31 protein-coding genes are annotated in these 21,433 nt (G+C 67.7%); 1 reads left to right on the top strand and 30 read right to left on the bottom strand.

Annotation, left to right across the window (positions count from 1 at the left end; all coding sequences use genetic code 11):
* Nucleotides 1-40: 40 nt before the first annotated feature.
* The 6 genes from HQQ85_RS15210 to HQQ85_RS15185 all read right to left on the bottom strand — a co-directional run bounded on the left by HQQ85_RS15210 (nucleotide 41) and on the right by HQQ85_RS15185 (nucleotide 5,594).
* Nucleotides 41-1,201 carry a mannitol-1-phosphate 5-dehydrogenase gene (locus HQQ85_RS15210; protein ID WP_173183358.1) on the bottom strand — a complete coding sequence of 387 codons (1,161 nt, stop codon included), beginning with the start codon at nucleotides 1,199-1,201 and terminating at the stop codon, nucleotides 41-43.
* A gap of 17 nt (nucleotides 1,202-1,218) precedes the next feature.
* Nucleotides 1,219-1,650 (bottom strand): PTS sugar transporter subunit IIA, encoded by a 432-nt coding sequence (locus tag HQQ85_RS15205; RefSeq protein ID WP_173183357.1) that lies wholly within the window; start codon nucleotides 1,648-1,650, stop codon nucleotides 1,219-1,221.
* Between the two features lie 28 nt (nucleotides 1,651-1,678).
* A complete protein-coding gene (locus HQQ85_RS15200) occupies nucleotides 1,679-3,271 on the bottom strand; it encodes a PTS mannitol transporter subunit IICB (RefSeq protein WP_173183356.1) in 1,593 nt (530 codons plus the stop codon).
* 37 nt (nucleotides 3,272-3,308) lie between these two features.
* Nucleotides 3,309-4,907 (bottom strand): phosphoenolpyruvate--protein phosphotransferase, encoded by a 1,599-nt coding sequence (gene ptsP / locus HQQ85_RS15195; RefSeq protein ID WP_254069531.1) that lies wholly within the window; start codon nucleotides 4,905-4,907, stop codon nucleotides 3,309-3,311.
* A 62-nt stretch (nucleotides 4,908-4,969) separates the two neighbouring features.
* Nucleotides 4,970-5,236, bottom strand: a complete 267-nt coding sequence (locus HQQ85_RS15190; RefSeq protein WP_173183354.1) for an HPr family phosphocarrier protein — start codon at nucleotides 5,234-5,236, stop codon at nucleotides 4,970-4,972.
* Entirely contained in the window at nucleotides 5,229-5,594 is a 366-nt protein-coding gene (locus HQQ85_RS15185; protein ID WP_173183353.1) for a PTS sugar transporter subunit IIABC, read from the bottom strand. Before HQQ85_RS15185 ends, HQQ85_RS15190 begins: the two co-directional genes overlap by 8 nt.
* Before the next feature lie 124 nt (nucleotides 5,595-5,718).
* Between HQQ85_RS15185 and HQQ85_RS15180 the strand changes: the two genes are divergently transcribed.
* Entirely contained in the window at nucleotides 5,719-7,647 is a 1,929-nt protein-coding gene (locus HQQ85_RS15180; RefSeq protein ID WP_173183352.1) for a transcription antiterminator, read from the top strand.
* A gap of 14 nt (nucleotides 7,648-7,661) precedes the next feature.
* Here the strand turns inward: HQQ85_RS15180 and map are convergent, their stop codons facing one another.
* From map to HQQ85_RS15060, 24 genes are all read right to left on the bottom strand, one after another.
* Entirely contained in the window at nucleotides 7,662-8,516 is an 855-nt protein-coding gene (gene map, locus HQQ85_RS15175; RefSeq protein WP_173183351.1) for a type I methionyl aminopeptidase, read from the bottom strand.
* A gap of 2 nt (nucleotides 8,517-8,518) precedes the next feature.
* Complete coding sequence (locus HQQ85_RS15170; protein WP_173183350.1) at nucleotides 8,519-9,121, bottom strand: adenylate kinase; 603 nt, start codon at nucleotides 9,119-9,121, stop codon at nucleotides 8,519-8,521.
* Complete coding sequence (gene secY, locus HQQ85_RS15165; protein WP_173183349.1) at nucleotides 9,118-10,440, bottom strand: preprotein translocase subunit SecY; 1,323 nt, start codon at nucleotides 10,438-10,440, stop codon at nucleotides 9,118-9,120. The genes HQQ85_RS15170 and secY overlap by 4 nt, the downstream gene beginning before the upstream one ends.
* A 133-nt stretch (nucleotides 10,441-10,573) precedes the next feature.
* Nucleotides 10,574-11,308: a 50S ribosomal protein L15 gene (rplO, locus tag HQQ85_RS20815; RefSeq protein ID WP_216851761.1), complete on the bottom strand. Its 735-nt coding sequence runs from the start codon at nucleotides 11,306-11,308 to the stop codon at nucleotides 10,574-10,576.
* On the bottom strand, nucleotides 11,308-11,493 hold the full coding sequence (gene rpmD / locus HQQ85_RS15155; protein WP_022897975.1) for a 50S ribosomal protein L30: 186 nt from the start codon (nucleotides 11,491-11,493) through the stop codon (nucleotides 11,308-11,310). The genes rplO and rpmD overlap by 1 nt, the downstream gene beginning before the upstream one ends.
* Nucleotides 11,493-12,149 (bottom strand): 30S ribosomal protein S5, encoded by a 657-nt coding sequence (gene rpsE, locus HQQ85_RS15150; RefSeq protein WP_259486479.1) that lies wholly within the window; start codon nucleotides 12,147-12,149, stop codon nucleotides 11,493-11,495. The genes rpmD and rpsE overlap by 1 nt, the downstream gene beginning before the upstream one ends.
* 35 nt (nucleotides 12,150-12,184) lie before the next feature.
* Entirely contained in the window at nucleotides 12,185-12,556 is a 372-nt protein-coding gene (gene rplR, locus HQQ85_RS15145; protein ID WP_173183347.1) for a 50S ribosomal protein L18, read from the bottom strand.
* Nucleotides 12,557-12,559: 3 nt separating this feature from the next.
* Nucleotides 12,560-13,096, bottom strand: coding sequence for a 50S ribosomal protein L6 (rplF, locus tag HQQ85_RS15140; RefSeq protein ID WP_173183346.1), 537 nt, complete (start codon nucleotides 13,094-13,096; stop codon nucleotides 12,560-12,562).
* 6 nt (nucleotides 13,097-13,102) lie between these two features.
* Complete coding sequence (gene rpsH, locus HQQ85_RS15135) at nucleotides 13,103-13,501, bottom strand: 30S ribosomal protein S8 (RefSeq protein WP_173183345.1); 399 nt, start codon at nucleotides 13,499-13,501, stop codon at nucleotides 13,103-13,105.
* Between the two features lie 74 nt (nucleotides 13,502-13,575).
* On the bottom strand, nucleotides 13,576-14,169 hold the full coding sequence (rplE, locus tag HQQ85_RS15130) for a 50S ribosomal protein L5 (RefSeq protein ID WP_173183344.1): 594 nt from the start codon (nucleotides 14,167-14,169) through the stop codon (nucleotides 13,576-13,578).
* Nucleotides 14,169-14,528: a 50S ribosomal protein L24 gene (rplX, locus tag HQQ85_RS15125; RefSeq protein ID WP_173183343.1), complete on the bottom strand. Its 360-nt coding sequence runs from the start codon at nucleotides 14,526-14,528 to the stop codon at nucleotides 14,169-14,171. Before rplX ends, rplE begins: the two co-directional genes overlap by 1 nt.
* A 3-nt stretch (nucleotides 14,529-14,531) precedes the next feature.
* Nucleotides 14,532-14,900 carry a 50S ribosomal protein L14 gene (gene rplN, locus HQQ85_RS15120; protein ID WP_137837171.1) on the bottom strand — a complete coding sequence of 123 codons (369 nt, stop codon included), beginning with the start codon at nucleotides 14,898-14,900 and terminating at the stop codon, nucleotides 14,532-14,534.
* Nucleotides 14,901-14,934: 34 nt separating this feature from the next.
* Complete coding sequence (gene rpsQ, locus HQQ85_RS15115; RefSeq protein ID WP_173183342.1) at nucleotides 14,935-15,258, bottom strand: 30S ribosomal protein S17; 324 nt, start codon at nucleotides 15,256-15,258, stop codon at nucleotides 14,935-14,937.
* Nucleotides 15,258-15,575, bottom strand: a complete 318-nt coding sequence (rpmC, locus tag HQQ85_RS15110) for a 50S ribosomal protein L29 (protein ID WP_173183341.1) — start codon at nucleotides 15,573-15,575, stop codon at nucleotides 15,258-15,260. The genes rpsQ and rpmC overlap by 1 nt, the downstream gene beginning before the upstream one ends.
* Complete coding sequence (rplP, locus tag HQQ85_RS15105) at nucleotides 15,575-15,994, bottom strand: 50S ribosomal protein L16 (protein WP_092547969.1); 420 nt, start codon at nucleotides 15,992-15,994, stop codon at nucleotides 15,575-15,577. Before rplP ends, rpmC begins: the two co-directional genes overlap by 1 nt.
* A 2-nt stretch (nucleotides 15,995-15,996) precedes the next feature.
* Nucleotides 15,997-16,761, bottom strand: coding sequence for a 30S ribosomal protein S3 (rpsC, locus tag HQQ85_RS15100; RefSeq protein WP_173183340.1), 765 nt, complete (start codon nucleotides 16,759-16,761; stop codon nucleotides 15,997-15,999).
* The gene (gene rplV, locus HQQ85_RS15095) at nucleotides 16,761-17,156 is read right to left on the bottom strand and encodes a 50S ribosomal protein L22 (protein WP_173183339.1); all 396 of its coding nucleotides are present in this window, start codon (nucleotides 17,154-17,156) and stop codon (nucleotides 16,761-16,763) included. The genes rpsC and rplV overlap by 1 nt, the downstream gene beginning before the upstream one ends.
* A 27-nt stretch (nucleotides 17,157-17,183) precedes the next feature.
* Complete coding sequence (gene rpsS, locus HQQ85_RS15090; protein ID WP_066041179.1) at nucleotides 17,184-17,465, bottom strand: 30S ribosomal protein S19; 282 nt, start codon at nucleotides 17,463-17,465, stop codon at nucleotides 17,184-17,186.
* Between the two features lie 12 nt (nucleotides 17,466-17,477).
* Nucleotides 17,478-18,317 (bottom strand): 50S ribosomal protein L2, encoded by an 840-nt coding sequence (gene rplB / locus HQQ85_RS15085; RefSeq protein ID WP_066041181.1) that lies wholly within the window; start codon nucleotides 18,315-18,317, stop codon nucleotides 17,478-17,480.
* A 25-nt stretch (nucleotides 18,318-18,342) separates the two neighbouring features.
* Nucleotides 18,343-18,648, bottom strand: coding sequence for a 50S ribosomal protein L23 (rplW, locus tag HQQ85_RS15080; protein WP_173183338.1), 306 nt, complete (start codon nucleotides 18,646-18,648; stop codon nucleotides 18,343-18,345).
* A complete protein-coding gene (gene rplD / locus HQQ85_RS15075; protein ID WP_173183337.1) occupies nucleotides 18,645-19,304 on the bottom strand; it encodes a 50S ribosomal protein L4 in 660 nt (219 codons plus the stop codon). Before rplD ends, rplW begins: the two co-directional genes overlap by 4 nt.
* Nucleotides 19,305-19,307: 3 nt before the next feature.
* A complete protein-coding gene (gene rplC / locus HQQ85_RS15070) occupies nucleotides 19,308-19,964 on the bottom strand; it encodes a 50S ribosomal protein L3 (protein ID WP_173183336.1) in 657 nt (218 codons plus the stop codon).
* A 24-nt stretch (nucleotides 19,965-19,988) separates the two neighbouring features.
* Nucleotides 19,989-20,297, bottom strand: a complete 309-nt coding sequence (gene rpsJ / locus HQQ85_RS15065) for a 30S ribosomal protein S10 (RefSeq protein ID WP_022895514.1) — start codon at nucleotides 20,295-20,297, stop codon at nucleotides 19,989-19,991.
* A gap of 282 nt (nucleotides 20,298-20,579) precedes the next feature.
* On the bottom strand, nucleotides 20,580-21,347 hold the full coding sequence (locus HQQ85_RS15060) for a fructosamine kinase family protein (protein ID WP_173183335.1): 768 nt from the start codon (nucleotides 21,345-21,347) through the stop codon (nucleotides 20,580-20,582).
* Between the last annotated feature and the right edge of the window lie 86 nt (nucleotides 21,348-21,433).

The following is a 21,433-nucleotide window of genomic DNA, read 5'->3' as shown; positions in this document are numbered from 1 at the left end:
TCGAGCTTACGCTACGAGGGCCCTTTCTGCAAGGAGCCCATTACTCCTCGGGCGAGCGAAATGCAACCGCGGCGCGCACGGTCGCCAGCAGCCGGTCGTGCAGCGGGTGGCCCGGCTCGATGCCGGTCACCTGCACGGTGAACTCCTCGGGGGTGAGGGTGTCGAGCAGCCCGGCGAGCTCGGCCGACTGGGGGTCGGCGGGGGCGTCGAAACGGAGGGCTGCCGCCACGGCGCGCAGCAGCGCATCCGTCGGCAGACCGCGTTCGGCGAGCTCGGCGGCCGGGCCGATGAAGCGCTCGTGCCGGGAGATCTTGCGCAGCGGCTGGCGCCCGACGCGCTCGGGGGTGTCGGTGAGGTAGGGGTTGGCGAAGCGCACGAGGTTCTTCTCGAGGTAGGCCTCCTGCGTGGCCGGGTCGAATTCGTGCTTGGCGACGAGGAGCGCCTTGGTCTCCTCGAGCACCGCCTTGACCTCGGCGAAGACGCTCGGCACCGACAGGGCATCGGCGAGCGTCGTCGCCCCCTCGACCCAGCCGTGGTAGGCCACGGTCGCGTGCCCGGTGTTCACCGTGAAGAGCTTGCGCTCGATGTACGGCGCGAGGTCGGGCACGAAGTGGGCGGCGGGGATGACCGGCGGAGCGCCCTCGAAGGGGGTCTCCTCGATCGCCCACTCGAAGAAGTCCTCGACCGTGACGTCGAGCCCGTGGCCCGGCTCCTGGTTCGGCACGATGCGGTCGACCGCCGTGTTGGCGAAGACGGCGCGACCGAGGGTGCCGGCGGCGTCGTCGCCGAGCCGGCCCTCGATCTCGCCCTTCAGCACGTCGGTGGCGTTGATCGCGTTCTCGCAGGCCATCACCGTCAGCGGCGGCAGCGAGGCGTCGCGCGCCTGAAGCGCCCGGGCGATCACGGGGGCCACGAACTTCAGGATGTTCGGGCCCACCGCCGTCGTGACGATGTCGGCCGTCGCGATCTCGGCGACCACCGCATCCTCGTCGGTGCCGCTGTTCAGCGCGCGGTAGTTCGTCACCGTGCGGGTGGAGGAGTTCTCGCCCACCGCGTGCACGTCGTAGCTCGTCGAGGCGGCCAGCGCGTCGATGAGCTCGGCGTTCACGTCGGCGAAGACGAGCTCGTAGCCCGCGTCGTGGAGGATCAGCCCCACGAATCCGCGGCCGATATTGCCTGCGCCGAAGTGGACGGCCTTCATCTGGTGCTCCTTGGTAGTCAGTCGTTCACGTCGCCGAGGATCTGCAGGATCTCCTCGGAGCTTCCGGCCGCGAGCAGCTTCGCGACCTCGTCCTCGTCGCTGAACACGATGGCGATCTTGGTGAGGATCTCCATGTGCCCGCCGTCCTTGCCGGCGATCCCGACGACGAAGCGGACCTCTTCGCCGCCCCAGTCGAGGGGCTCGTCGTACCGCACGAACGAGAGCGCGGAGTCGAGGATCGTGTCCTTGCCCTCGTTCGTGCCGTGCGGGATGGCGAGGAGGTTGCCCATGTAGGTCGAGACCGTCGCCTCGCGCTGGAGCATGTAGTCCAGGTACCCGGACTCGACGGCTCCGGCGGCCACCAGGATGTCGGCGGCCTCTCGGATCGCCTCCTCCTTCGTGCGTGCGGTACCGCTCAACCGGATCTGCGAGGCTTCGATGACGGACATGGGCTCCTCCTTCGTCTGTGCGCGTCGCCTAGCTGGCGGCGTGCTGGTTCTTCAGCTTCTCGACGACCTCGTCGTAACGGGGGCTGTTCATGAAGTTGTCGACCGACACGTGCTCGGCGCTCGGGGTGCGCTCCTGCGCCCGCGGCGTGAGCTCGCGCTGCGTGATCACGAGATCGACGTCGTCATCGAGGTTCGCGATCGCCTTGTTGACGACGGTCACTCCCTCGATGCCGGCCTTCTTGATCTTATTGCGGAGCACCGACGCGCCCATGGCGCTGGAGCCCATTCCGGCGTCGCAGGCGAACACGATGTTCGCGATCGGACGCTCGTCGGTCAGCAGGGAGGTCTGCTCGGCGACGGCCTCGGCGTCACGGGCGGGGACGCCCTCGGCGCTCAGGGTGCCCAGCACGCTGGACTCCTTGCCCTTGTTGGCCTGCGTCTTCGCGATGGCGGCCGACAGGTCGCCCGCGTTCTCGTTCTCCAGGTCGCGCTTGCGGCTCGCCCGGAGGATGACGGCGGTGACGAGGAACGACACCGCGGCGGCGGCGATCACCGAGAGGATGACGCCCACATAGCTGTCGGGTGCGGTCTGCAGGAGCACCGCGATGATGCTGCCGGGCGAGGCCGGGGCGCGCAGGCCCGAGTTGAACAGCACGTTCACGGCGACGCCGGTCGCTCCACCGGCGATGGCGGCGAGGATCGTCATGGGCTTCGACAGCACGTACGGGAAGTAGATCTCGTGGATGCCGCCGAAGAACTGGATGATGACGGCGCCGGGAGCGCTCGCCTTCGCCAGGCCCACACCGAAGATGGCGAAAGCGAGCAGGATGCCGAGGCCGGGGCCGGGGTTCGCTTCGATCAGGAACAGGATCGACTTGCCCTGGTCGGCGACCTGCTGCACGCCCAGCGGGGTGAAGACGCCGTGGTTGATGGCGTTGTTCAGGAACAGCACCTTGCCGGGCTCGACGAGGATCGAGGCGAGCGGAAGCAGGCCGACCGAGATCAGCCAGTCGACGCCGGTCTCCAGCGCCTTGGACAGGCCCTGGATCACCGGCGCGATGCCGAAGAAGCCGGCGATCGCGAGCAGCGCGCCCAGGATGCCCGAGGAGAAGTTGTCGATCAGCATCTCGAAGCCGGGCTTGACCTTGCCGGCCCAGAGCTTGTCGAGCTGCTTCAGCAGGTAGGCCGCGAGCGGGCCCATGATCATGGCGCCGATGAACATCGGGATGTTCGCACCGACGATCACACCCATCGTGGCGATGGTGCCGATCACGCCGCCGCGGGCGCCGTAGACCATGCGGCCACCGGTGTTCGCGATCAGGAGCGGCAGCAGATAGGTGATCATCGGGCCGACGAGACCCAGGTACTGCGGGAAGGTGGTGCCGTCGTCGGCCTGGGCCAGGGCGGTCGCCGCGCCCGACCAGCCGATCGCGTCGGCGTTGCCGAAGCCGCCGAGGATGCCGTTCGGCAGCCAGCCGGTGGCGATGAACAGCGAGGTGATCAGGCCCCAGGCGATGAACGCCGGGATGTTGGGCATGACCATGCCCGAGAGGAAGGTGCCGAAGCGCTGGACGCGCACGCGCGCCCCGCCTCCGGTCTTGGTTTCTGACGTCGTTGTCATGACGACTGCTCCAATTCGTGTGGTTGTCGGGTGGGGATTACTTGGATGCTGCTGCGGTGGTGACCGCTCCACGGGCCTCGACGGCGCTGTTCGCCGAGAGGGCCAGTTCGGCGAAGTGCTGGGCTTCGTCGAGCGTGAATCGGGAGAGCTCCGCGCGCACGTCGGCGAGAGCCGACGGCGACATGGAGAGCGTGGTCGCGCCGAGGCCCACGAGCACCACGGCGAGAAGGGGGTCGGCGGCGGCTTCGCCGCAGATCCCGACGGGCTTGCCGGTCGCGCGGCCGGCCTTGCCGACCTCCCCGACGAGCTTCAGCACGGCCGGGTGCCAGGGGTCCTGGAACGAGGCGACCGAGCCGAGCAGCCGGTCGGCCGCCAGCGTGTACTGCGTCAGGTCGTTGGTGCCGATCGACGCGAAGTCGGCGTCGGCGAGGATGCGGTCGGCCAGGAGGGCCGACGAGGGCACCTCCACCATGACTCCGGCGGTCTTCAGGCCGACCTCGCGGGCGAGGGCGGTGAAGTAGCGAGTCTCCTCGACGGTCGAGACCATCGGGGCCATCACCCAGACGTCGGCGTCGGTCTCGGCCTCGGCGGCGGCGAGCGCGGCGAGCTGGTCGCGCAGGATCGGCTCGTTCGCCCGCAGGGCACGGAGGCCGCGGAGCCCGAGGGCCGGGTTCTCCTCGGGGGCGTCGTTGAGGAAGCTGAGCGGCTTGTCCGCGCCGGCGTCGAGGGCGCGCACGACGACCTTCTTGCCGGCGAAGGCCTCGAGCAGGCGCTTGTACTGCGCCTTCTGCTCCTCGACGGTCGGGGCGCTCGAGGAGTCGAGGAAGAGGAACTCGGTGCGGAAGAGGCCGACGCCCTCCGCGCCCTTCTCCAGCGCGTCGGCGGCGCCGTCGGCCGAGCCGAGGTTCGCCAGCAGCGGCACGAGGGTGCCGTCGGCCAAGGCTCCGGGGCCCGTCGCAGAGCTGCGGGCCGCCTTGATCTCCGCGGCCTTCGCCAGGGCGGCGGCGCGCTCCTCGGCGCTCGGGGCGACGGTCACGGTGCCGGTCGCCGCGTCGACGACGATCTCGGTGCCGTCGGCGAGGGCGAGTGCATCCGTCACCCCGACGATCGCGACGATCGACTTCTCGCGGGCGAGGATCGCGGTGTGCGAGGTGGGCCCGCCGTCGCTCGTGACGAGCGCGAGCACCTTCGACAGGTCGAGCAGGGCGGTGTCGGCCGGCGCCAGGTCGCGGGCGACGAGCACGAACGGATGCTCGGGGTCGGGCACTCCCGGAGCGGGCACGCCGCGCAGGTGCGCCACGACGCGCTGCGAGACGTCGTCGAGGTCGGTGGCGCGCTCCCCCATGTAGCCGCCCATGCTCACGAGCAGGTCGCGGAACGAGGCGAACGCCTCGAAGACCGCGCGTTCGGCGGTCTTGCCGGAGTCGAGGCGGGTGCCGATGTCGTCGATGAGCGTCGGGTCCTCGGCCATGAAGGCCTGCGCCTCGAGAACGTCCTTGGCCGAGCCGCCGGCGCGCTCGCCCCGGTGCCGGATGATCGCGGCGGTGGCCGCCAGGGAGGCGCGGGCGCGCTCCTTCTCGGCGTCGGGGGTGAGCGCCGAGGCGGTGTCCGCGGGCTCGGGCAGGGGGTCGGGCATCCGGAGCACCCCGCCGACGGCGATGCCCCGGCCGATGCCGGTGCCGGTGAGGACGGCAGCCATCACTCGGCGTCCAGGTCGGTGGCCAGGAGCGTCGCGAGCTCGTCGAGCAGCGCGTCGGCCTCGGGGGCGTCGGAGACGAGGGTCACGGTGTCGCCGTGCTCGATGCCGAGCGAGATGACGCCGAGGATGCTGGCGGCGTTGACGGCCTTGCCGTCCTTCGAGATCTGCACGGGCAGTCCCGACTTCGCGACGGTCTGCGTGAAGAGCGTGGCGGGGCGGGCGTGCAGCCCGTGCTTGGATGCCAGTTCGACGGTTCGTTCAGCCATGGGTGTCTCCTCGGTTCGTTGGTGTTGCCGCGTTCAGGTCTGCCGGTGCCCGCAGCCCGGCGAGTTCTTCGATCCGGCCGGCCGCGATCTCGGCGCCGTCCCGCCCGAAGACGTTCTCGGGGAGGAGCTCCGCCACCGCACCCGCCCGCACGGCCCGTTCGGCCAGACCGGCGTAGCGGTCGGCGAGGTGGGGGCCCACCAGCAGGATGCGCGTCGCCGCGAGCCTGTCGTCGAGATCGGCCAGCGTTCCCGCGTCCACGACCAGGTCGAGATCGCGGTCCCGGATGATCCGGCGCAGTCTCACGGCGAGGAAGGTGCTCGATGCTCCTGCACCGCAGACGATGAGCACTCTGTCCACGCACGCCTCCTCGCGTCCTGATCCGATCTCCTACGATCATCGCCAACTCATGCAGACGTATCCAGCAGGCTTGCTTCCGGCCCCTAGGAAGCCCTGCTCCGTCGGAGCGCTTAGGGTGACAGTGATGACTGCGAAGTACGAGCGCCTGCTGGAGTATCTGGCCGAGACCACCGACTGGGTCACGGCCGGCGAGCTGGCGGACCGGCTCGGCGTCACCACCCGGAGCGTCCGCAGCTACGTCACGAGCGTCAAGACGGCCGCGAAGCCCCTCGAGGTGATCGCGTCCTCCACCAGCGGCTACCGGCTGAACCGCGAGGCGTACGCGAGCTTCCTCGCCGGGCTGCGGGTGCGGGATGCGGAGCCCGGCAGTCCGCGCGACCGGGTGCACGCGATCATCCGCGGTCTCGGCGACGCCCCCGACGGGCTCGACGTCTACGACCTCGCGGCGACCATGTACGTCAGCGAGTCGACCGTCGAGGCCGATCTGCGGAAGGCCAAGCTCCTCGTCGAGGACGCCGGCCTCGGCCTCACCCGACGCGGCAGCGTCGTCGCGCTCACGGGCAGCGAGCTGAACCGGCGCCGACTGCTCAGCCGCCTCTTCCGCGACGAGAGCGCCCAGGGCTTCCTCGACCTGCAGAACATCCAGCGGGAGTTCCTCTCGGGCGACCTCACGGCGTTCAAGTCGGCGCTGATCGAGATGCTCGACGGCAACGGCTACTTCGTGAACGAGTACTCGATCGACAACGTGCTGCTGCACATCGCGATCGCGGTCGACCGGGTGGCGAAGAAGCAGTCCATCGGGCCGGGTGACGAGGATGCGCGTCCCGCCTCCGCCACGGTGCGCGACGTCGCGGCACAGCTCGACGGGCTCGTTCGGGCGCACTTCGACGCCGGGCTGAGCCCCCGCGAGCTCGACTACCTCTCGGTGCTGCTGACCACGCGGGTGCTGACCCCGGGCCACGATCAGCCGGCCGAGGCGGTAGCGGATTCCTACCTCGAGCCCGACGACCTCGCCGCGATGCGCCGGATCGTGCGGCTGGCGAGCGAGGAGTACCTCGTCGACCTCGACGACGAGGACTTCATCGTGCGGCTCAGCCTGCACATCCGGAACCTCGTCGCCCGGGCGCAGGAGAAGTCGTTCTCCCGCAACCCGATGACCCGCTCCATCAAGAGCACCTTCCCGATGATCTACGAGCTCGCCGTGTTCATCGCCAGCCAGATCCAGCGGCGCGAGGGCATCGTCATCAACGACGACGAGATCGCCTACATCGCGCTGCACGTCGGCTCGCACCTCGAACGGCAGAACCTCCGCGAGGAGCGCGTCACCTGCGCCATCGTCTGCCCGAACTACTACGACATGCACGTCATCCTGCGCCAGCGCCTCGAGGCGGAGCTCGGCTCCGAGCTGCAGGTCGACGTCGTGATCACCCGCGCCGACGTCGACTGGGCGGCGCTGTCCTCCGACATCGTCGTGACCACCATCTCGGTGCCGGCCGCGCGCGACAACGTGGTGGTCATCCAGCCCTTCCTCACCAAGGGCGACATCGAGGCGGTGCGCCGTGCGATCACCACGGTGCGCCGGCACCGTCGCCGCATGCTGCTGAAGGACGAGCTGCTGCAGTACTTCGACGAGCGACTCTTCCGGCGCAACCTGCACGCGGGCGACGAGTCGGCCATGATCCGCACCCTCGGCGACTCGATGGTGGCGCTCGGCATCATCGACGAGAGCTACGTCGAGGGCGCCATCGAGCGTGAGCGCATGTCGTCGACGGCCTTCACCGACACCATCGCGGTGCCGCACGCCATGGCCATGAGCGCCACCCGCACCGCGATCGCGATCGTGGTGAACGAGACGCCGATGACCTGGGGCGAGAACCGCGTCAACGTCATCGCGCTGATCGCCTTCAGCTCCTCGGGGCGGCGTGCCTTCCAGACGGTCTTCGACCAGCTCGTCGAGGTCTTCTCCGACCGCGACGACGTGCAGCGCATCGTGCGCCGCGCCACCGACTTCGCGTCCTTCATCGACGAACTCGTCCACGTCATGGACACCTGACCCGCCCGAGACTCCTACGGGATGGGGACGGGGGTGACGCCGAGGGGGGCCAGGGCCGCCGCACCGCCGTCGGGGGCGGTGAGCACCCAGATGCCGTCGGCGTGGACGGCGACCGAGTGCTCCCAGTGCGAGGCCATGCTGCCGTCGGCCGAGGCCACGGTCCACTCGTCGTCGCGCGTGTAGGTCTCGGTGGTGCCGGCCGTGATCATCGGCTCGATCGCCACGACGAGGCCGGGCTTCACCTCGGGCCCGCGCTGGCGCACCCGGTAGTTGAACACCGGCGGCGCCTCGTGCATGCTGCGGCCGATGCCGTGGCCGACGTAGTCGGTGAGGATGCCGTAGACCGCGCCGTGACGGGTCGACGGGTGCTCCTCGACGAACTCCTCGATCGCCTCCCCCACCTCGTTCAGATGACGAGCGGATGCGAGGCGGGCGATCCCGTGCCACATCGACTGCTCGGTCACCTCTGACAGCAGGCGTCGGGCGGCGACCTCCTCGGGGCGGGCGGGGTCGTCGAGCACGATCGTGATGGCCGAGTCGCCGTTCCACCCGCCGACCTCCGCGCCGGAGTCGATGGAGACGATGTCGCCCGGCACGAGCATCCGCCCACCCGGGATGCCGTGCACGATGTCGTCGTTCACCGAGGTGCAGACGGTGTGCCGGTAGCCGGGCACCATCTGGAAGTTCGAGACGCCGCCGAGGGAGCGGATGGTGCTCTCGGCGATCGCGTCGAGCTCGAGGGTCGTGATGCCGGGGCGGATCGCCTCGCGCACGGCGGCCAGGGAGGCCGCGGTCACCAGACCCGGCTGCACCATCAGGCGCAGCTCGGCCGGGGTCTTGTAGATGCCCTTGTTCTTGCCGAACGCCATGGTCAGCGAGCGGCGAGGGCGGCGATGATGCGGCCGGTGACCTCGTCGATCTCGCCGAGGCCGTCGACAGTCACCACGAGGCCGCGGCTCTCGTAGACCTCGACCAGCGGAGCGGTCTGCTCGGCGTAGACGTCGAGCCGCTTGCGGATGACCTCTTCGGTGTCGTCGCTGCGGCCCTGCTCCTCGGAGCGCTTGAGCAGCCGGCGCACGACCTCATCGGTGTCGGCCTCGAGCACGATGACCGCGTCGAGCTCGGTGCCGGAGACACCGAGGATGTCGTCGAGCTCCTCGACCTGCTGCAGCGTGCGGGGGTAGCCGTCGAGCAGGAAGCCGTCGGCCGCGTCGGACTGCTGGAGGCGGTCGCGCACCAGATCGTTGGTCAGTGCATCCGGAACATACTGACCGGCGTCCATGAACGTCTTGGCCTTCACGCCGAGCTCGGTGCCGTTCTTGACGTTCTCACGGAAGATGTCGCCCGTGGACACCGCGGGGATGTCGTAGGCGGCCGACAGGCGTGCGGCCTGGGTTCCCTTGCCGGCGCCGGGCGGGCCGATGAGCAGTAGGCGGAGTGCGGGCGACGCCGGACTCGCTCCTGCGTCGGTCATCGGAGCAGCCCCTCGTAGTGACGCTGCTGCAGCTGCGAGTCGATCTGCTTGACGGTCTCGAGGCCGACACCGACGATGATCAGGATCGACGCGCCACCGAACGGGAAGTTCTGGTTCGCGCCCACCGCGACCAGGGCGATCAGCGGCAGGAGCGCGATCACACCCAGGTAGATCGAGCCAGGCAGCGTGATGCGGGTGAGCACGTAGTCGAGGTACTCGGCCGTCGGGCGGCCCGCGCGGATGCCGGGGATGAACCCGCCGAACTTCTTCATGTTGTCGGCGACCTCTTCGGGGTTGAAGGTGATCGCGACGTAGAAGTAGGTGAAGCCGACGATGAGCAGGAAGTACATCAGCATGTACAGCGGGTGGTCGCCGCGCACGAGGTAGTTGTTGATCCAGGTGACCCAGCCGGCCGGGGCCTGGCCTGCGGCGGGCTGGTTGAACTGGGCGATCAGGGCCGGCAGGTAGAGCAGCGACGAGGCGAAGATGACCGGCACCACGCCCGCCATGTTGACCTTGATCGGGATGTAGGTGTTGTTGCCGCCGTAGGTTCTGCGGCCGACCACGCGCTTGGCGTACTGCACCGGGATGCGGCGCTGCGACAGCTCGACGAAGACCACGCCGAACACCACCGCGACACCGACCGCCAGCACGGCGAGGAAGGTCTCGAAGCCCTGGGTCTGGGCGATCAGCCACAGCGAGGAGGGGAAGGTCGAGGCGATCGAGGTGAAGATCAGCAGCGACATGCCGTTGCCGACGCCGCGCTCGGTGACGAGCTCGCCCATCCACATGATGACGCCGGTGCCGGCGGTCATCGTGATGACCATGAGCAGGATCGCGTACCAGGCGTCGTTGGTGATGAGCTGGCCGCACTCGGCGACCGTCGAGGTGCCGAACAGGGCGCCGGAGCGGGCCACGGTGATCAGCGTCGTGGACTGGAGCACACCGAGCGCGATGGTGAGGTAGCGGGTGTACTGGGTCAGACGGCTCTGGCCCGAGGCGCCCTCCTTGTGGAGGGTCTCGAAGTGCGGGATGACCACACGGAGCAGCTGGACGATGATCGATGCCGTGATGTACGGCATGATGCCCAGCGCGAAGATGGAGAGCTGGAGGAGCGCGCCACCCGAGAACAGGTTGACGAGCTCGTAGAGGCCCGAGGTGCCCTGGTTGGCCGCGAGACACGTCTGCACGTTGCCGAAGTCGACGAACGGTGCGGGGATGAACGATCCCAGACGGAACAGCGCGACGATGCCGAGCGTGAAGCCAATCTTTCTGCGGAGATCCGGCGTACGGAAGATCCTCGCGACGGCTTTGAACAAAAAGGGCCTCCTGCGTTCGTGTGGCTCAGTGCCAAGAATGCCGGTGACCCGATTCGTGGCCTCGACAGGCTACCTCATTCTGAGGAGGCATCTGTGTGAGGGCCGGGAATCGGGTCACCGGTCAGGGGTTCAGCTACTTGACGGAACCACCCGCGGCGACGATCTTCTGCTCGGCCGAGCCGGAGACCTTGTCGACCGCGACGGTCAGCTTCACAGCGATGTCGCCATCGCCGAGAACCTTGACCTTCTCGTTCTTGCGAACTGCGCCCTTGGCGACCAGGTCGGAGACGGTGACGTCTCCCCCGGCCGGGTAGAGCTCCGCGAGCTTCTCCAGGTTGACGACCTGGTACTCGACGCGGAACGGGTTCTTGAACCCGCGCAGCTTCGGGGTGCGCATGTGCAGCGGCATCTGGCCACCCTCGAAGCCGATGCGCACGGTGTAGCGGGCCTTGGTGCCCTTGGTGCCACGACCGGCGGTCTTGCCCTTCGAGCCCTCACCACGACCGACGCGGGTGCGCTCCTTCTTGGAGCCCGGAGCCGGACGGAGGTGGTGCACCTTGAGCACGTGCTCGCGGGGAGCAGCGGTCTCGTCGGCCTTCGGAGCTGCCTTGGCGGCAGGCGCCTTGGCGGCGGCGGGCGCCTTCGCGGCGGCCGGAGCCTTCGCGTCGGCGGCGTCGGCCTTGGCGGCAGCAGCCTTGGGAGCTGCGGCCTTCTTGGGGGCGGCGGCCTTGGCCGGCGCCTTCTCAGCCTTGTCGGCCTTGTCCGCAGCGGCCGCCTTGGGAGCAGCCTTCTCCTTGGGAGCGGCCTTGGGGGCCGCAGCCTTCTTCGGAGCCGCCTTCGCGGTCTCCTTGGCTTCTTCTTCAGCCATTAGTCAATCTCCTCGACCTTCACCAGGTGTGCGACGGTGCGCACGTAGCCCCGGTTCTGGGCGTTGTCTTCGCGCACGACGACATCGCCGATGCGCTTCAGTCCGAGGCTGCGCAGCGTGTCCCGCTGGTTCTGCTTCTCGCTGATCTTGGACTTGATCTGGGTCACCTTCAGGCTCGTGGCCATCATGCACCTGCCTTCGCAGCTAGAGCGTCCTGCTCGGCGCGCACGAGGCGGGCCGGGGCGACGTCGTCGAAGGGGAGGCCACGACGGGCGGCCACGGCACGGGGCTCCTCGAGCTGCTGAAGGGCCTCGACGGTCGCGTGCACGATGTTGATCGTGTTCGACGAGCCGAGCGACTTCGACAGGATGTCGTGGATGCCGGCGCACTCGAGCACGGCGCGCACCGGACCACCGGCGATGACGCCGGTACCGGCAGCGGCCGGGCGCAGGAGCACCACACCGGCTGCGGCCTCACCCTGGACGGGGTGGGGGATGGTGTTGCCGACGCGGGGGACGCGGAAGAAGTTCTTCTTCGCCTCCTCGACGCCCTTGGAGATGGCGGTCGGGACCTCGCGGGCCTTGCCGTAGCCGACGCCCACCAGGCCGTTGCCGTCACCGACGACCACCAGAGCGGTGAAGCTGAAGCGACGACCACCCTTGACAACCTTGGAGACGCGGTTGATGGTGACGACGCGCTCGAGGAAGTTGCTCTTGTCGGAGTCGCGGCTGCCGCGGTCACCGCGGTTGGGGTTGCGCTCGCGCCCACCCCGACGGGCCTCGCGGGGCTCGGTCGCGTTCTGACCGCTCGACGCGGCCGTCTCGACCGGCGCCTCAGCGATTGCTGCCACGTCCGGCTCCTTGTTGGTTTCGATGCTCACAGGTCCAGACCTCCCTCTCGTGCTCCATCGGCGATCGCGGCGACGCGACCGGCGTAGCGGTTACCTCCACGGTCGAACACGACGGCCTCGACACCGGCGAGCTTGGCGCGCTCGGCGACCAGCTCACCGACCTTCTTGGCCTTCGCGGTCTTGTCACCGTCGAAGGTGCGCAGGTCGGACTCGAGCGTCGATGCCGACGCAAGGGTGTGACCCTTGCTGTCGTCGACGACCTGGACGAACACGTGACGTGCCGAACGGGTGACGACGAGGCGAGGACGCGCTTCGGTGCCCTCGACCTTCTTGCGAAGGCGCAGGTGCCGGCGATCGCGGGCTGCGGACTTCGACTTTCCTCTGATTCCAGTAGCCATGGTCTACTTACCACTCTTTCCGGCCTTGCGGCGAACGACCTCGCCGGCGTACCGCACACCCTTGCCCTTGTAGGGCTCGGGCTTGCGCAGCTTGCGAATGTTGGCGGCAACCTCACCGACGGCCTGCTTGTCGATGCCGTTGACCGTGAGCTTGTTGTTGCCCTCGACGGTGAACGAGATGCCCGCAGGCGGCTCGACCGAGATGGGGTGCGAGTACCCGAGGGCGAACTCCACGCCGCTGCCCTTGGCAGCGACACGGTAACCGGTTCCGACGACCTCGAGGCTCTTGGAGTAGCCGGTGGTGACGCCGATGATCTGGTTCGCGATCAGGGTACGGGTGAGGCCGTGGAGCGAACGCGACTCGCGCTCGTCGTCGGGACGGGTGACGAGAACCTGGTTCTCCTCGACCGTCGCCGCGATGGGGGCCTTGATGGCGAGCGCGAGCTCACCCTTGGGGCCCTTGACTGCAACCTGCTGGCCGTCGATGGTGACGGTGACGCCGGCAGGGATGTCGATGGGAAGACGTCCGATTCGTGACATTGTCGGTTACCACACGTAGGCGAGGACTTCCCCACCCACGCCCTTCTTGCTCGCCTGACGGTCTGTGAGCAGACCCGAGGAGGTGGACAGGATCGCGACGCCGAGGCCACCGAGGACGGTGGGGATCTCGGTCGACTTCGCGTACACCCGGAGACCGGGCTTCGAGACGCGCTTGATCCCCGCGATGGAGCGCTCACGGTTCGGGCCGAACTTCAGGCTCAGGGTGAGGGTCTGACCGACCTTGGCGTCGGCGACCTCCCAGCCGGAGATGTAGCCCTCGGTCTTGAGGATCTCGGCGATGTGCGACTTCAGCTTCGAGTGCGGCATCGACACGGTGTCGTGGTGTGCCGAGTTCGCGTTGCGCAGTCTGGTCAGCATGTCTGCGACCGGATCTGTCATTGTCATTGTGTAGCCTTTCGCGCCTGGTTTCGACACCCTTTACGAGGATGCCGACCTGGGTCGTCGTGGATGGATGGTGCCTAGTTGGAGCTGGAGTCGCTCGACCGGAACGGGAAGCCCAGCGCCTTGAGCAGCGCGCGGCCCTCGTCGTCCGTCTTCGCGGTGGTCACGACGGTGATGTCGAAACCGCGCACGCGGTCGATCTTGTCCTGGTCGATCTCGTGGAACATCGACTGCTCCTGGAGACCGAACGTGTAGTTGCCGCGACCGTCGAACTGCTGGTCGGACAGGCCGCGGAAGTCGCGGATGCGGGGAAGCGCCAGCGAGAGCAGGCGGTCGAGGAACTCCCAGGCGCGGTCACCGCGAAGGGTGACGTGGGCGCCGATGGGCTGGCCCTCACGCAGCTTGAACTGGGCGATCGACTTGCGGGCCTTCGTGACCTGCGGCTTCTGGCCGGTGATCGCGGTGAGGTCCTTGACCGCACCGTCGATGACCTTGCCATCGCGCGCGGCCTCGCCGACGCCGGTGTTGACGACGATCTTCACGAGTCCGGGCACCTGGTGCACGTTCGTGAAGGCGAAGTCCTTCGTCAGCTGCTCGACGATCTCGTTCTTGTACTTCTGCTTCAGGCGCGGCTGGATTTTGCCAGCGGGCGCGGCAGTCTCGGTGCTCATCAGAGGTCTTTTCCTGACTTCTTCGCGTAACGAACGCGGACCGTCTTGGTGACGCCGTCCTTCGTGACTTCTTCGTTGCGGTGGCCGACGCGGGTCGGCTTCTTGGTCTCGGGGTCGACCAGGGCGACGTTCGACACGTGGATCGGCGCCTCCATGGTCTCGATGCCGCCGGTCTTGGTGCCGCGCTGCGTCTGGCCGACACGCACGTGCTTGGTGACCAGGTTCACGCCCTCGACGACGACGCGGTTGCGCTCGACGAGCACCTCGATGACACGACCCTGCTTGCCACGGTCGCCGCCGCGGGCCTGGGTCGCGCCCGAGATGACCTGCACGAGGTCACCCTTCTTGATGTTTGCCATGACTTAGATAACCTCCGGTGCCAGCGAGATGATCTTCATGAACTTCTTGTCACGGAGCTCACGGCCGACCGGTCCGAAGATGCGGGTACCGCGAGGGTCGCCGTCGTTCTTCAGGATCACTGCGGCGTTCTCGTCGAACTTGATGTACGAGCCGTCGGGACGACGGGTCGACTTGACGGTGCGGACGATGACGGCCTTGACCACGTCGCCCTTCTTGACGTTGCCACCGGGGATGGCGTCCTTCACGGTCGCGACGATGACATCGCCGAGTCCCGCGTAACGACGGCCGGATCCTCCGAGAACACGAATCGTCAGGAGCTCCTTGGCGCCGGTGTTGTCGGCGACCTTCACTCGTGATTCTTGCTGAAGCATTCTTCTACTCTTCCTGAACTAAGTAAGCCGAGGCCTACTTGGCCTTCTCGAGGATCTCGACCAGGCGCCACCGCTTGGTCGCGGACAGCGGACGGGTCTCGCTGATGAGCACGAGGTCGCCGATGCCGGCGCCGTTCGCCTCGTCGTGCACCTTCACCTTGGAGGTGCGGCGGATGACCTTGCCGTACAGCGGGTGTTTCACGCGGTCCTCGACCTCGACGACGATGGTCTTCTCCATCTTGTCGCTGACGACGTAGCCGCGGCGGGACTTGCGGTACCCGCGGGCAGCCTCGTCCTTGACATCGTGCGAGGACGACTCGTGGCCGGCCGCGACGACCTTCTCTTCGGTCTTGGCCATTACTTCGCCTCCTCAGCATCTGCAGCGGGGGCCTCGGCCTCTGCTGCCTTCTTGGACTTCTTGGTCGTCTTGGCCGGGGCCTCGACGGGGGCGGGGGTGGCACGGATGCCGAGCTCCCGCTCGCGGATGATCGTGTAGATGCGCGAGATGTCGCGCTTCACGGCACGGAGTCGGCCGTGGCTTTCGAGCTGCCCGGTCGCCGACTGGAAGCGAAGGTTGAACAGCTCTTCCTTGGCCTTGCGAAGCTCCTCGAGAAGTCGAGAATCTTCGAACGTGTCGAGCTCCGCCGGGGCGAGCTCCTTAGAACCGATCGCCATTACGCGTCGCCCTCCTCGCGCTTGATGATGCGTGCCTTGAGAGGCAGCTTGTGGATTGCTCGGGTGAGCGCCTCGCGAGCGACGGTCTCGTTGACCCCGCTCAGCTCGAACAGGACGCGACCCGGCTTGACGTTGGCGACCCACCACTCGGGCGAACCCTTACCGGAACCCATGCGGGTCTCGGCAGGCTTCTTCGTGAGCGGACGGTCGGGGTAGATGTTGATCCACACCTTTCCACCGCGCTTGATGTGACGCGTCATGGCGATACGAGCGGACTCGATCTGACGGTTGGTCACGTAGGCGGGGGTGATGGCCTGGATGCCGTACTCACCGAAGCTCACCTTGGTGCCACCGGTGGCGTGGCCACTGCGACCCGGGTGGTGCTGCTTGCGGTGCTTGACTCGACGGGGGATAAGCATGATTACGCCTCAACTCCTGCTGCGACCGGTGCGTCCGCCTTGGGGGCGGAGTTACGGCGCGGACGGTCACGGTCGCCGCGCTCGGGGCGCGAGGACTTCTGGTTGGCCTGCTCGCGGGCGAGCTCCTTGTTGGTGATGTCGCCCTTGTAGATCCAGACCTTCACGCCGATGCGGCCGAACGTCGTCTTGGCCTCGTAGAAGCCGTAGTCGATGTTGGCGCGCAGGGTGTGCAGCGGAACGCGACCCTCACGGTAGAACTCCGAGCGGCTCATCTCGGCGCCGCCGAGACGGCCCGACACCTGGATGCGGACACCCTTGGCGCCGGCGCGCTGAGCGCCCTGGAGGCCCTTGCGCATCGCGCGGCGGAACGCCACGCGGGCGGTCAGCTGCTCGGCGATGCCCTGGGCGACGAGCTGAGCCTCGGCCTCGGGGTTCTTGACCTCGAGGATGTTCAGCTGGATCTGCTTGCCCGTGAGCTTCTCGAGGTCGGAGCGGATGCGCTCGGCCTCGGCGCCACGACGACCGATCACGATGCCCGGACGGGCGGTGTGGATGTCGACGCGGACGCGGTCACGGGTGCGCTCGATCTCGATCTTCGCCACGCCGGCGCGGTCGAGCGAGGTCTTCAGCAGGTTGCGGATCTTCACGTCCTCGGCGACGTAGTCGCTGTAGCGCTGACCCTTCTTCGTGCTGTCGGAGAACCAGCGCGACACGTGGTCGGTGGTGATTCCGAGACGGAAGCCGTACGGATTGACTTTCTGGCCCATTACTTGCTCGCCTTCTTGCTCGCGCCCTCGATCGTCGCAGCCTCGTCGGGGGTTGCGAGCACGATCGTGATGTGGCTGGTGCGCTTGTTGATGCGGAACGCGCGTCCCTGAGCACGGGGCTGGAAGCGCTTGAGCGTGGTTCCCTCGTCGACGAACGCCTTCGCGATGAAGAGGTCCTGCTCGTCGAGGTAGCTGTTCGAGGCGTCTGCCTTGACCCGGGCGTTCGCGATCGCCGAGGCGACCAGCTTGTACACGGGCTCCGAAGCGCCCTGCGGGGCGAACTTCAGGATGGCCAGTGCCTCCACGGCCTTGCGGCCGCGAACCAGGTTGACGACACGACGGGCTTTCATGGGGGTGACGCGGATGTGACGCACGCGTGCGATCGACTCCACCATTTCTCTTCCTCCTTCACGTCGCCGCGGTTAGCGGCGACGGCCCTTCTTGTCGTCCTTCACGTGTCCACGGAAGGTGCGGGTCGGGGCGAACTCGCCCAGCTTGTGACCCACCATGGTCTCGGTGATGAACACCGGGATGTGCTTGCGACCGTCGTGCACGGCGATGGTGTGACCCAGGAAGTCCGGGATGATCATCGATCGGCGCGACCAGGTCTTGATGACGTTCTTGCTGCCGGCTTCGTTCTGCGTGACGACCTTGCGGTACAGGTGGTCGTCAACGAAGGGGCCCTTCTTGAGACTGCGTGGCATCTTCTACAACTCCTACTTACGCTTCTTGCCGACGGTCCGACGACGCACGATGAGCTTGTCGCTTTCCTTGTTGGGGTGACGGGTGCGGCCTTCGGCCTGACCCCAGGGGCTGACGGGGTGACGTCCACCGGACGTCTTGCCCTCACCACCACCGTGCGGGTGGTCGACCGGGTTCATGGCGACACCACGGACGGTCGGGCGGATGCCCTTCCAGCGGTTGCGGCCGGCCTTGCCCCAGTTGATGTTCGACTGCTCGGCGTTGCCGACCTCGCCGATGGTCGCGCGGCAGCGCGCATCGACGTTGCGGATCTCGCCCGAGGGCAGACGCAGCTGGGCGTAGGGGCCGTCCTTCGCCACGAGGCGCACGGATGCACCCGCGGAGCGGGCCATCTTCGCGCCGCCGCCGGGCTTGAGCTCGATGGCGTGGATGACGGTACCGGTGGGGATGTTGCGCAGCGGCAGGTTGTTGCCGGGCTTGATGTCCGCGCCGGCGCCCGACTCCACGATGTCGCCCTGGGCGAGCTTGTTGGGAGCCAGGATGTAGCGCTTCGTGCCGTCCACGAAGTGGAGCAGCGCGATGCGTGCGGTGCGGTTGGGGTCGTACTCGATGTGAGCGACCTTGGCGTTCACGCCGTCCTTGTCATTGCGACGGAAGTCGATGACGCGGTACTGGCGCTTGTGGCCACCACCGATGTGACGGGTCGTGATGCGACCCTGGTTGTTGCGGCCACCGGTCTTGGAGAGTGGGCGGAGCAGCGACTTCTCAGGGGTCGAACGGGTGATCTCGGCGAAGTCCGAGACCGAGGAACCGCGACGACCGGGGGTCGTCGGCTTGTACTTGCGAATAGCCATGTGTCTTTTCCTCTAGCTTCCGGGCCTAGCCGACGGCCGTGAAGATGTCGATGGAGCCGGACTTGAGCGTCACGATCGCGCGCTTGGTGTCCTTGCGCTTGCCCTGGCCGAACTTGGTGCGACGGGTCTTGCCCGTGCGGTTCAGCGTGTTGATCGAGGCGACCTGCACACCGAAGATCTTCTCGATCGCGAGCTTGATCTCGGTCTTGTTCGAGCGGGGGTCGACGACGAACGTGTACTTGCCCTCGTCGATCAGGCCGTAGCTCTTCTCGGAGACGACCGGCGCCAGGATGATGTCGCGCGGGTCCTTGTTGAACGCGGCGTTGCTCATGCGGAAACCTCTTCCTGCTTGGCCTTCGAGGCGACGAAGCCATCGAACGAGCCCTTGGTGAAGACGATGTCGTCGGAGACGAGGACGTCGTAGGCGTTCAGCTGGTCTGCGGGCAGCACGTGAACGGTCGGGATGTTGCGCACGCTGCGGAGGCTCAGCACGTCGTCGCGCTCGAGCACGATGAGGACGTGCTTCGACGAGGCGATCGTTGCGAGGAACTCGTTCACGGCCTTGGTCGAGGGGGTCTCACCCTGCGAGAGCGACTCGACGATGTGCAGGCGGCCGCCGCGGGCCCGGTCGGAGAGGGCGCCGAGCAGAGCTGCGGCGATCATCTTCTTGGGGGTGCGCTGGGCGTAGCTGCGGGGCACCGGTCCGTGGACGATGCCACCACCGGTCATCTGAGGGGCGCGGATCGAGCCCTGACGAGCGCGACCGGTTCCCTTCTGCTTGAACGGCTTGCGGCCGGCACCGGAGACCTCGCCACGACCCTTGGTCTTGTGCGTGCCCTGACGGGCGGCGGCGAGCTGGGCGACGACGACCTGGTGGATCAGCGGGATGTTGGTCTGCACGTCGAAGATCTCGGCGGGCAGCTCGACGGTGCCGGACTTCTTGCCGGTGACGTCGAGGACATCGAGCGTGTTAGTTGCGGTAGCCATGAACTACGCCCCCTTCACTGCGTTGCGAACGAAAACGAGACGGCCCTTGGCACCGGGAACCGCGCCCTTGACGAGCACGAGGTTCTTCTCGGCGTCGACCGAGTGCACGACCAGGTTGAGCACGGTGACGCGCTCGCCACCCATGCGGCCGGCCATGCGCATGCCCTTGAAGACTCGGCTGGGCGTCGAGGACGCACCGATCGAGCCGGGCTTGCGGTGGTTGCGGTGCGAACCGTGCGAGGCGGAGACGCCCTTGAAGTTGTGGCGCTTCATGACGCCGGCGAAGCCCTTGCCCTTCGAGGTGCCCATGACGTCGACCTTCTGGCCGGCCACGAACGTGCCCTCGGCGGTGAGCTCCTGGCCGACGGTGTACTCCGCGGCGTCCGCGGTGCGGACCTCGGTGATGTGGCGGCGCGGCGTGACGCCGGCTGCCTCGAAGTGACCGGCGGAGGGCTTGTTGACCTTGCGCGGGTCGATCTGACCGCCGGCGATCTGGACGGCCGAGTAGCCGTCCTTCTCGGGGGTGCGGATCTGGGTGACGACGTTCGGGGTGATCTCGACGACGGTGACGGGGATGAGACGGTTGTTCTCGTCCCACACCTGGGTCATGCCGAGCTTCTTGCCGAGCAGGCCCTTGGAGGTCTTAGCGGTGGTTGCCATGATGATCTACTGGTTCCTTCCCGCTCAGAGCTTGATCTCGATGTTGACGTCGGCGGGGAGGTCGAGACGCATGAGCGAGTCGACGGCCTTCGGCGTCGGGTCGATGATGTCGATGAGGCGCTTGTGGGTGCGCATCTCGAAGTGCTCGCGGCTGTCCTTGTACTTGTGGGGCGAGCGGATGACCGCCACCACGTTCTTCTCGGTGGGCAGCGGCACGGGGCCGACGACGGTGGCTCCTGCGCGGGTGACCGTGTCGACGATCTTGCGCGCCGAGGTGTCGATGACCTCGTGGTCATACGACTTAAGTCGAATGCGGATCTTCTGTCCCGCCATGTGTGACTCTCTCTCTGTCTCGCGTCTTACAGCCTCGACTGCATTGGACGCCCTCTGTTTTGCTATCAAGCACCGCGCGCCCCCGCACTGAAATCAGCACAGTCTTCACCTAGGTGGAGGGAGGGTTGCGATTAAGCTCTGCTCTGCTGTCTGCGGCCCAGCTTCGGAAGCTGTGCACTGCCAAGACAGTGATTCGGGCACACGCACAGTGGCCCAAAATGTTGAACTAGACGAGTTTGCCACATCCTGAGCCCACATGCAACCCGGGCGTGTCGCGCGTGATCACGCGGAACCGGCCGCCAGCTGCAGCACCGCTGCCGCAGCTCGTTCGAGCTCGGCTCCGTACGACGGCCCGTGCCCCACCGCGTGCACCGCGAGCGGGAACAGCTGGTGCAGCGGGATGCGCTCCCGCCACCCCTCCGCGAGTGGCGCGACGTCCTCGTAGCCCCACAGGATGTCGTCCAGGAACGGCGCCCCGAACAGCCGAAGCATGGCCAGATCGGTCTCGCGGTGCCCGCCGTGCGCCGCCGGGTCGATCAGCACCACGCCCGTCGGCGTCCAGAGCACGTTCCCCGACCACAGGTCACCGTGCAGCCGGGCCGGCGCCTCGCCGTCCTCGAAGATGCCGGTGGCGATCAGCTCGCACGCCCGCTTCACGAGGCGGAAGCCGTCGGCCGAGAGGTTCCCGCGGGCGACCGCCTGCTCGGCGTACGGCATCACCCGCTGCGACGGGTAGAACTCGCTCCAGGTGGCCCACTCCCCCGTGCTCATGGCGCGCCGGCCGATGAAGCACGGTCCGGTCCACCCCTCGGGCGGCGCACCGAAGGCCGCGGCTCCGGCGTGGTGCGTGCGGGCGAGCTGCTCACCGAAGCGGCTGGCCGCCTCCCGGCTCGGTCGCGCGGGCCGCAGCTCCTCGAGCTCGATGATCCCCGGATGCACGGACTCGACCCGCACGCAGGGAGCTCCCCGCGCATCCGCCAGCCACGCCAGCCCGGCCGCCTCGGCCTCGAAGAAGCCCTCGGCCACCCGGGGATCGCTCTTGGTGAACACCCTTCAACGCTAGGCCCGGAAGATTTCAGACGGATGTCGCGGAGGGAACGTTCTCACGGAGTGCCCGGGGCCCAGACGTATCACTA

Origin of the sequence: Herbiconiux sp. VKM Ac-2851, assembly GCF_013205105.1 — a bacterium.
GTDB classification, from domain to species: Bacteria; Actinomycetota; Actinomycetes; order Actinomycetales; family Microbacteriaceae; genus Herbiconiux; species Herbiconiux flava.
This window is presented reverse-complemented; position numbering and strand designations above follow the sequence as displayed.

Bases quoted from the DNA above. Each gene is read 5' to 3' on its own strand.
- HQQ85_RS15210 (WP_173183358.1), bottom strand. From the start codon at position 1,201: ATGAAGGCCGTCCACTTCGGCGCAGGCAATATCGGCCGCGGATTCGTG.
- HQQ85_RS15205 (WP_173183357.1), bottom strand. From the start codon at position 1,650: ATGTCCGTCATCGAAGCCTCGCAGATCCGGTTGAGCGGTACCGCACGC.
- HQQ85_RS15200 (WP_173183356.1), bottom strand. From the start codon at position 3,271: ATGACAACGACGTCAGAAACCAAGACCGGAGGCGGGGCGCGCGTGCGC.
- ptsP (WP_254069531.1), bottom strand. From the start codon at position 4,907: ATGCCCGACCCCCTGCCCGAGCCCGCGGACACCGCCTCGGCGCTCACC.
- HQQ85_RS15190 (WP_173183354.1), bottom strand. From the start codon at position 5,236: ATGGCTGAACGAACCGTCGAACTGGCATCCAAGCACGGGCTGCACGCC.
- HQQ85_RS15180 (WP_173183352.1), top strand. From the start codon at position 5,719: ATGACTGCGAAGTACGAGCGCCTGCTGGAGTATCTGGCCGAGACCACC.
- map (WP_173183351.1), bottom strand. From the start codon at position 8,516: ATGGCGTTCGGCAAGAACAAGGGCATCTACAAGACCCCGGCCGAGCTG.
- HQQ85_RS15170 (WP_173183350.1), bottom strand. From the start codon at position 9,121: ATGACCGACGCAGGAGCGAGTCCGGCGTCGCCCGCACTCCGCCTACTG.
- rplO (WP_216851761.1), bottom strand. From the start codon at position 11,308: ATGGCTGAAGAAGAAGCCAAGGAGACCGCGAAGGCGGCTCCGAAGAAG.
- rpmD (WP_022897975.1), bottom strand. From the start codon at position 11,493: ATGGCCACGAGCCTGAAGGTGACCCAGATCAAGTCCAAGATCAGCGAG.
- rplR (WP_173183347.1), bottom strand. From the start codon at position 12,556: ATGGCTACTGGAATCAGAGGAAAGTCGAAGTCCGCAGCCCGCGATCGC.
- rplF (WP_173183346.1), bottom strand. From the start codon at position 13,096: ATGTCACGAATCGGACGTCTTCCCATCGACATCCCTGCCGGCGTCACC.
- rpsH (WP_173183345.1), bottom strand. From the start codon at position 13,501: ATGACAATGACAGATCCGGTCGCAGACATGCTGACCAGACTGCGCAAC.
- rplE (WP_173183344.1), bottom strand. From the start codon at position 14,169: ATGAGCACCGAGACTGCCGCGCCCGCTGGCAAAATCCAGCCGCGCCTG.
- rplX (WP_173183343.1), bottom strand. From the start codon at position 14,528: ATGGCAAACATCAAGAAGGGTGACCTCGTGCAGGTCATCTCGGGCGCG.
- rplN (WP_137837171.1), bottom strand. From the start codon at position 14,900: ATGCTTCAGCAAGAATCACGAGTGAAGGTCGCCGACAACACCGGCGCC.
- rpsQ (WP_173183342.1), bottom strand. From the start codon at position 15,258: ATGGCCAAGACCGAAGAGAAGGTCGTCGCGGCCGGCCACGAGTCGTCC.
- rpmC (WP_173183341.1), bottom strand. From the start codon at position 15,575: ATGGCGATCGGTTCTAAGGAGCTCGCCCCGGCGGAGCTCGACACGTTC.
- rplP (WP_092547969.1), bottom strand. From the start codon at position 15,994: ATGCTTATCCCCCGTCGAGTCAAGCACCGCAAGCAGCACCACCCGGGT.
- rpsC (WP_173183340.1), bottom strand. From the start codon at position 16,761: ATGGGCCAGAAAGTCAATCCGTACGGCTTCCGTCTCGGAATCACCACC.
- rplV (WP_173183339.1), bottom strand. From the start codon at position 17,156: ATGGTGGAGTCGATCGCACGCGTGCGTCACATCCGCGTCACCCCCATG.
- rpsS (WP_066041179.1), bottom strand. From the start codon at position 17,465: ATGCCACGCAGTCTCAAGAAGGGCCCCTTCGTTGACGACCACCTGTAC.
- rplB (WP_066041181.1), bottom strand. From the start codon at position 18,317: ATGGCTATTCGCAAGTACAAGCCGACGACCCCCGGTCGTCGCGGTTCC.
- rplW (WP_173183338.1), bottom strand. From the start codon at position 18,648: ATGAGCAACGCCGCGTTCAACAAGGACCCGCGCGACATCATCCTGGCG.
- rplD (WP_173183337.1), bottom strand. From the start codon at position 19,304: ATGGCTACCGCAACTAACACGCTCGATGTCCTCGACGTCACCGGCAAG.
- rplC (WP_173183336.1), bottom strand. From the start codon at position 19,964: ATGGCAACCACCGCTAAGACCTCCAAGGGCCTGCTCGGCAAGAAGCTC.
- rpsJ (WP_022895514.1), bottom strand. From the start codon at position 20,297: ATGGCGGGACAGAAGATCCGCATTCGACTTAAGTCGTATGACCACGAG.